Source organism: Vibrio sp. 10N.222.46.A1 (genome assembly GCF_041473595.1).
Classification (GTDB): domain Bacteria; phylum Pseudomonadota; class Gammaproteobacteria; order Enterobacterales; family Vibrionaceae; genus Vibrio; species Vibrio tasmaniensis_A.
This window is the reverse complement of record NZ_JBFRSN010000924.1, coordinates 1-6819: the sequence shown is the minus strand read 5'-3', so window position 1 is coordinate 6819 and position 6819 is coordinate 1. Positions and strand designations below refer to the sequence as shown.

Sequence of the window (6819 nt, the reverse complement as noted above, 5' to 3'; positions counted from 1 at the left end):
GTCCCGTACATTGTAGCCAAACTAAAAAAGCCACTTTATGAGTACTATTAAACAGTTATTTGTATTAAACGCTGTCTGTATGACAGCGATGATGTCGATCATTCCAGTGATCGGTCCGATTATTCGCGAAGTTGGTTTAATGGAATGGCATGGTGGCTTGGTGGTCGCTATGTCGGGAATAGCTTGGCTTCTTAGCGCAAAAAAATGGGGGGAGACCAGTGACAAGAAGGGACGAAAACCCGTATTGCTAGTCGCTACTTTAGGCTATGCGTGCTCTTTTATCCTCATGACGATATGGCTAGATCTATCCCTGAAAACAACCTTTCACTCACTCATCATACTCATAGGAATGATCGTTGCTCGCACATTCGTCGGCCTGTTTTTAGCGGCTATTACTCCTATTAGCACTGCGTTAGTGGCAGATATTACCACGCCCAAAGAGCGACAAAGTGCCATGGCAAGTATTGGGGCAGCAAGTGCAATAGGGCTAGTTGCAGGGCCAGCTTTAGGTGGAATGTTATCTCAATACTCTCTGACACTGCCGTTGTACGTATTGTCAGTACTCCCATTCATCGCCTGGGTTATTATCAAGATCCGCTTACCTGAAACAACAATAATCCACGAGCCTTCCGAGAATACTATAAGCTTTTTTGACCAACGACTTCGCTTCCCGGCACTCGCTATGTTCGCTTGTATGTTTGCTGTTATAACAGCCCAGATCATCATTGGATTTTTAATACTCGACCGCATCCGAGATACATCGGAACAAGCAGCTCAGCTGTCTGGTATCGTTTTGACCATCACTGGAATCACGTTAGGTATCACACAAGCTTTCTTAGCCAAAATGAAAAATAACGTATTACTAAAGAGTTTCATGATGGGTCCAATAGTGGCATGTGCTGGTCTCTGTATTGTGTCAGTAGCACACTCAGCTACGCTTCTTATTACAGGCTATATATTTATGGCAATAGGGTTGGGACTCTTGTTTCCTGCGGTACAAGCTATCACCGCCAATTCAGTAGATATGAACGAACAAGGTGCAGCTGCAGGTACAATTTCTGCCATCCAAGGGCTATCTTCCATTGTGGGGCCAATCACTGCAACGATACTTTATCAATACAACCAAAGCCTCCCATATTGGGTCGCGGCTTCGCTGATGGCCGGGCTATTTCTGTTCGTACTCATGAATCAATCTAAATTCAATTCTCAATTTGAACACACTGATACAGAGATAGCGTAGAAAAATTAATGTCAGTCACAGTAAGTAAGTGAGCATAAAACTCTCAGGAAAAAGGCTTAAGAACAAGGCAGCTATTTTCGACAAGAAACTTCGATAAGTCGTTATTCTACAATCAAGATTTCTAACGATGTTATCAAGTGATTTAACAAACTAGGCTGACCCATTGTTTACTATTATAGGTATTGCTAATAGTGGTATTTGCTACGATTGGTCATATCTAGTGTAAATTGCAGCAGCTAATGAGACTAGACTAAGGCGAATATTCAGATACAAAAAACCAGCACTGCGGCTGGTTTTTTTAATGATGACAAATGCACCACATTATAAAGACTGCAGAGTTATAAATATTGGATTATTTATAACCTCACGTCATTAGATTAAGCGTTACCTTTTACCTGCACATTTAATTGCTCAGCAAAATCTAGCATGCGGTTCAATGGGATAAGGGACTTCACGCGCAGTTCGTCAGAAACGAAGATCTCGTGTTGCTCGCCACCATTCTCAAGCGCATTTTCAATCGCTTCAAGGCCGTTCATTGCCATCCAAGGACAGTGCGCGCAGCTTCGACAAGTTGCACCGGCACCTGCTGTCGGCGCTTCAATCAGTTCTTTTTCAGGAACCAGTTGCTGCATTTTGAAGAAGATACCTTTGTCAGTCGCGACAATCATCTGTGGATGAGGCAGCTCTTTTGCTTTCTTGATCAGTTGACTTGTTGAACCAACAGCGTCAGCCAGTTCAACCACGCTTGCTGGTGATTCTGGGTGAACCAAAATAGCCGCTTCTGGGTATACTGATTTCATTTTCTTCAAAGCATCAGCTGAGAACTCGTCATGAACAATACACTCACCTTGCCAAAGCAGCATGTCAGCGCCAGTTTGATTTGCGATGTAAGAACCTAGGTGACGGTCTGGACCCCAAATAATGGGTTTGCCTTCAGCGTCTAGGCTTTCAACGATTTCTAGAGCGATGCTCGACGTAACTACCCAGTCTGCACGAGCCTTAACAGCCGCAGAGGTATTCGCGTATACAACCACTGTATGGTCAGGGTGAGCATCACAAAATTCTGTAAACTTGTCTGCAGGACAGCCAAGATCAAGAGAACATTCAGCTTCTAGTGTTGGCATTAGAATGCGTTTTTCAGGTGTAAGAATCTTTGCTGACTCCCCCATAAAACGAACGCCAGCGATGATCAAAGTGCTTGCCGAATGGCGGTTACCAAACTTAGCCATTTCTAATGAATCGCCAACAAAACCACCAGTTGCTTCAGCTAGGGCCTGAATTTCAGGATCTGTGTAGTAGTGTGCAATTAGAACTGCATCTTTTTCTTGAAGTAGTGTTTTGATGTTTGCGATGTGGGCCTGCTTCTGAGCGTCGCTCAGTGGAACTGGCTTAGGCGGAAACGGGTAAACTGTATCGATTTTATCTAGTATATGACTCATTGCTCTTGCTCTACGCAACTTCTTCCGAGAATTAGAGTATTCTACACAGGACAGCGATTGGGATCAAAAAGGATTGGTTTCAAGCGATGACTAACTAATGCTTAAAACGCATAAACAAAGCGATGCGTTGGCATTACAAAGAAGAGAAGTAGACACAAAACGAAAGTGATCAGATATAAAAAAGAGGTACCTGAGCACCCCTATTTTGTTTACAAGTGGGTTTTAGCCACTTTAGCCGAAGCACTGTTTGGATACTCGGTTACAACTTGCTGGTAATATTTCTTAGCTTGCGTCGCGTTGTTGTTACGCGTAGCTATGTCACCAAGCTTAACCAGAGCATCAGAGCGCTTGTTGGAGTCTTTGTATGACACAACAGCGGCAAAGCTCTTCACAGCTTCCTTATCTTGCTTTTTAGCGAAATAAAGCTGACCTAACCAATAATGGGTGTTAGGCGTGAAGGTCGAGTCTGGGAAGTCTTTTTGAAACTTTTGGAATGCTGCAATAGCACCCGTGTAGTCTCGCTGCTTTAGAATCATATCTACAGCATTCTGATAAGCTGTTTGCTCATCAACATCAGTACTGAACGTACCAGAAGCATCCTTAGAGCCTTCGCTCGCTGCTACTGCTACCGTTGCTGTTCCTGCTGCTTTCACCTCGCCTCTCACACGATCCAGTTCAATGAACAATTCACGTTGGCGCTCGAGCATTTGTTTCATATCGTAGCTGTTTCGCTCCAACTCACCACGAAGTTCACTGATCTCCAGTGACATATCGTCGATTTGCTGCTGCATTTGAAGCTGAACGAGATTACGATTTTGAAGCAAGCGCTCTAAACGCTCAATATCTGATTCGTTAGATGCTGATCGAGAGGAAGATGATGAATTTGTTGCGGTGCTATTGAGATCGGATACTGGAGCTGGTGCAGCGAACGTAGTGTTCGCTGCACTTGCCAGTAACGAAAGCAAAATGACTCGCTTTGTGTTACTGAACATGAGGCAATTCCTCAATTATATAGCCTACTGAAATTAGTAAACTAGTACTGCACGACGGTTTTTAGCGTACACGTCTTCAGATTGACCTAGAAAAAGTGGCTTCTCTTCACCGTAGCTTACGATAGAGATTTGGTCTGCTTGAACACCTAGAGCTTGTAGGTATTTCGCTACAGCTTGTGCACGACGCTCACCAAGTGCGATGTTGTACTCAGGAGTACCGCGCTCATCAGCATGACCTTCAACAGTAACGTTCATATCAACGTTCTTAACTAGGTATGCTGCGTGAGCTGCAAGCATTTCTTCGTAGTCGCCAGCGATAGTAGAGTTGTCGAATGCGAAGTAGATTGTTTGAGTTTCGCGTAGCGCTTGCTCTTTAAGCTCTTGCTCAGACAGTTGACCGTTAGCGTCAATTGGCGTTACAACAGTTGTATCTACGTTGCCTTCTGAACCTGAAGTTGTTTGGTTGCTTTCTGTGCCAGATGTTGCAGAAGTTGCTTCATCAGTTGAGCTACATGCCGTTACTGCCATCACTGGTAGTGCAATCATCAAGCCTTTAAGAACTTTGTTAAGTTGCATCTTTTTTTCCTTACGTTATCAAACTTAGTTTCTACAGCGACTAAGTGCTATAGATAGTTAAATGCCACAATAGTTAACACTATCAATAGCTAAAAGAATGTATCAAATCGACTAGAGAAACGGTGACCACGAAGGCGCTCTTACGCGTCCGTTCGTTGCTGGTAATCTAGCCTTAAAACGACCATCGATAGAAACCATCGATAGTACGTTTGTTTTGTTGTAAATAGAGCTATAGATAACCATACCTCCATTCGGTGCAATACTTGGAGATTCATCTAACAATGTTTTTGTTAGCACCTGAACCGCACCAGTTTCCAAATCTTGTTTAGCCAAGTTAAAACCCGAGTTGCTGCGATTAACCATAATCAGGAATCGTCCGTCAGGGGTGATCTGGCCACCTAAGTTTTGGCTACCTTGCCAAGTAATACGAGATGTCGAATTATTTGACAAATTTACATTATAAATCTGTGGTTTACCACCACGATCAGATGTGAAAATTAGAGACTTGCCATCTGGGTGCCAAAATGGTTCAGTATTGTTAGAACGACCGCGGGTAATTTGAGTCAGCTTACGGCTAGCAAGGTCGAGTGTGTACACCTGAAGACTGCCTGTTTTCGACAATACCAACGCCAATGTTTTACCATCTGGCGAGAATCTTGGCGCACCATTATGACGAGGGTATGACGTCACTTTCTCGCGCTCACCCGTATAAATATTCATTATGAATATTTCAGCTTGGCCATTTTGGAAACTCACATACGCAAGCTTCTTACCGTCTGGCGACCATGCTGGTGACATAAGAGGCTGCTTAGAACGAAGCACCAAACGCTCGTTAAAGCCGTCGTAGTCAGCAACACGAAGCTGGTACGGGTATTTGTCTTTGTCGTTCACAACTACGTAAGAAATACGCGTTAGAAACGCCCCTTTCTCACCCGTTAGCTCTTCATACACTAAATCAGAGATTCGGTGTGCGTACTCTCTCAAGCGTTTACCAGGCACTGTCGCTTTCTTGTTGAACAGCACATGATCTTTAGAAAGTACTAATTGGCCTTCATCGCTTAGTGCACGGCTTTGCCCTTTAGTCAGTTGACCACGAACAATGTCGATCAGTTGGTAGTTCACCACATACTGCCCTTCGGCATTTTTAGTGATGCTACCGGTTAGCAGTGAATCAACACCTAGGTTAGTCCAAGCATCAAAATTCACCTCGGTTTCGCTGTAAGGCGTTTGAGGCATTTTACTTGTCGCAACTGGGCTGAATTTACCACTGCGTTGCAAGTCAGAAGCGATAACTGCTGACACATCGTGCGGCAATGGTCCTGCGCCTTCCCAACGGAAAGGAACAATAGCGATAGGTCGTGCAGAGTTAATACCATCTGTAATAACCAGCTCCAGTGCCGCATGGGCAAACTGGCTGCTTGTAGCTATTAAGAAAACAAAACTCAGTAATAGTTTCTTTAACACAAGTTCGTCCTTTTACTCTGGTGATACAGTTAAGTTAATGTCTTTCAGTGATTTTATAATGTCTGGGTCCTTAGGTAACGGGTAAGATTGCACTTGTGCTACCGCACGCTTCGTTGCCGCACATAAGCGACTGTCACCATCTAAGATACTCAATCTACCTAATATCGCATTAGATCCCGTTGGAATAAGCTTTAGGTTTACTCGACATGAACGACCTCTGTAGCTGTCTTCTAACAACAAGTTTTGTTGAATGAGTTGAGTATAGATAGCACCATAACGCTGCGCTTCATCACTAATAAATTGTTGTCTAGCTGAAGAGTTTTGAGTCGCTTCAGTTTCAAGCCCAGCAAAAATATCGTTCAACGCCGCTTCTTGCTGTTTACGCTCTTTCTCCGCTCTTGCTGCAGCTTCTTTCGCTTTACGGGCTTTTTCTGCTGCGGCTGCCGCTTCCTTCTCTTTCGCTATACGTTGTTTCTCAGCACGCTCAGCGGCTTCTTTTTCTTTACGAGCTTTTTCAGCGGCCTCTTTCGCGGCTTTTTCTTTCGCCACGCGTTCTTGTTCAGCTTTAGCAATGGCCGCTTCTTTTGCCTTGCGTTCTTTTTCTGCTTTCACAACCGCGGCTTCTTTCAACTTACGATCAGCTTCTGCTTTAGCGGCTTTCTTTTTCTCTTGTTTTAAGCGAGCCTCTTCAACTTTACGTTGCTTTTCATTTTCAACTCGACGCTTTTCCGCGTCGCGAGCCGCTTTGGCTTCTTTAGCTTGCTTTTCTTTCAGCTTTCGAATGTTCTCTTCTTCAGCTTTACGATTTTTTTCAAGTCGTTCGCTTTCACGTCTTAGTTTATCTAAACGCTCTTGCTCTTTTTTGCTCGCCGCTTCTCTTTGTTGACGAATCTGTTGAGCTTGCTGGCGAACCAACTGAGGATCAATCACCACAGCTTGAACCATCTGCCCTGTAGGCTTTGGCTCTGACATGGTGAAATCCGCTCCCCAAATGAGCGCAACGAATAAAACGACGTGCAGCCCAAGAGAAATAAGAAGCGGTGATCTAAAATTATTGGATTTTTTATTATTCGCTTTCATGAATGCTACGGAGCTATTCCCTTATATC

Annotated in this window: 6 protein-coding genes; 1 reads left to right on the top strand and 5 read right to left on the bottom strand. The window is 44.0% G+C overall.

All coding sequences use genetic code 11. From position 1 onward, the window contains the following. The first annotated feature begins 37 nt into the window (after window positions 1–37). Window positions 38–1240: an MFS transporter gene (locus tag AB4496_RS22095; RefSeq protein ID WP_102257358.1), complete on the top strand. Its 1203-nt coding sequence runs from the start codon at window positions 38–40 to the stop codon at window positions 1238–1240. A 377-nt stretch (window positions 1241–1617) separates the two neighbouring features. On the opposite strand, the gene nadA is transcribed toward AB4496_RS22095, so the two are convergent. The 5 genes from nadA to tolA all read right to left on the bottom strand — a co-directional run bounded on the left by nadA (window position 1618) and on the right by tolA (window position 6791). Continuing rightward, window positions 1618–2679: a quinolinate synthase NadA gene (nadA, locus tag AB4496_RS22090; protein ID WP_009846384.1), complete on the bottom strand. Its 1062-nt coding sequence runs from the start codon at window positions 2677–2679 to the stop codon at window positions 1618–1620. Window positions 2680–2888: 209 nt separating this feature from the next. Continuing rightward, entirely contained in the window at window positions 2889–3671 is a 783-nt protein-coding gene (gene ybgF, locus AB4496_RS22085; protein WP_009846383.1) for a tol-pal system protein YbgF, read from the bottom strand. A 33-nt stretch (window positions 3672–3704) separates the two neighbouring features. After that, entirely contained in the window at window positions 3705–4247 is a 543-nt protein-coding gene (gene pal / locus AB4496_RS22080) for a peptidoglycan-associated lipoprotein Pal (protein ID WP_102257359.1), read from the bottom strand. A gap of 111 nt (window positions 4248–4358) precedes the next feature. Continuing rightward, window positions 4359–5711: a Tol-Pal system beta propeller repeat protein TolB gene (gene tolB / locus AB4496_RS22075; RefSeq protein ID WP_009846380.1), complete on the bottom strand. Its 1353-nt coding sequence runs from the start codon at window positions 5709–5711 to the stop codon at window positions 4359–4361. Window positions 5712–5723: 12 nt separating this feature from the next. After that, window positions 5724–6791, bottom strand: a complete 1068-nt coding sequence (tolA, locus tag AB4496_RS22070; protein WP_017097725.1) for a cell envelope integrity protein TolA — start codon at window positions 6789–6791, stop codon at window positions 5724–5726. Window positions 6792–6819 lie beyond the last annotated feature (28 nt).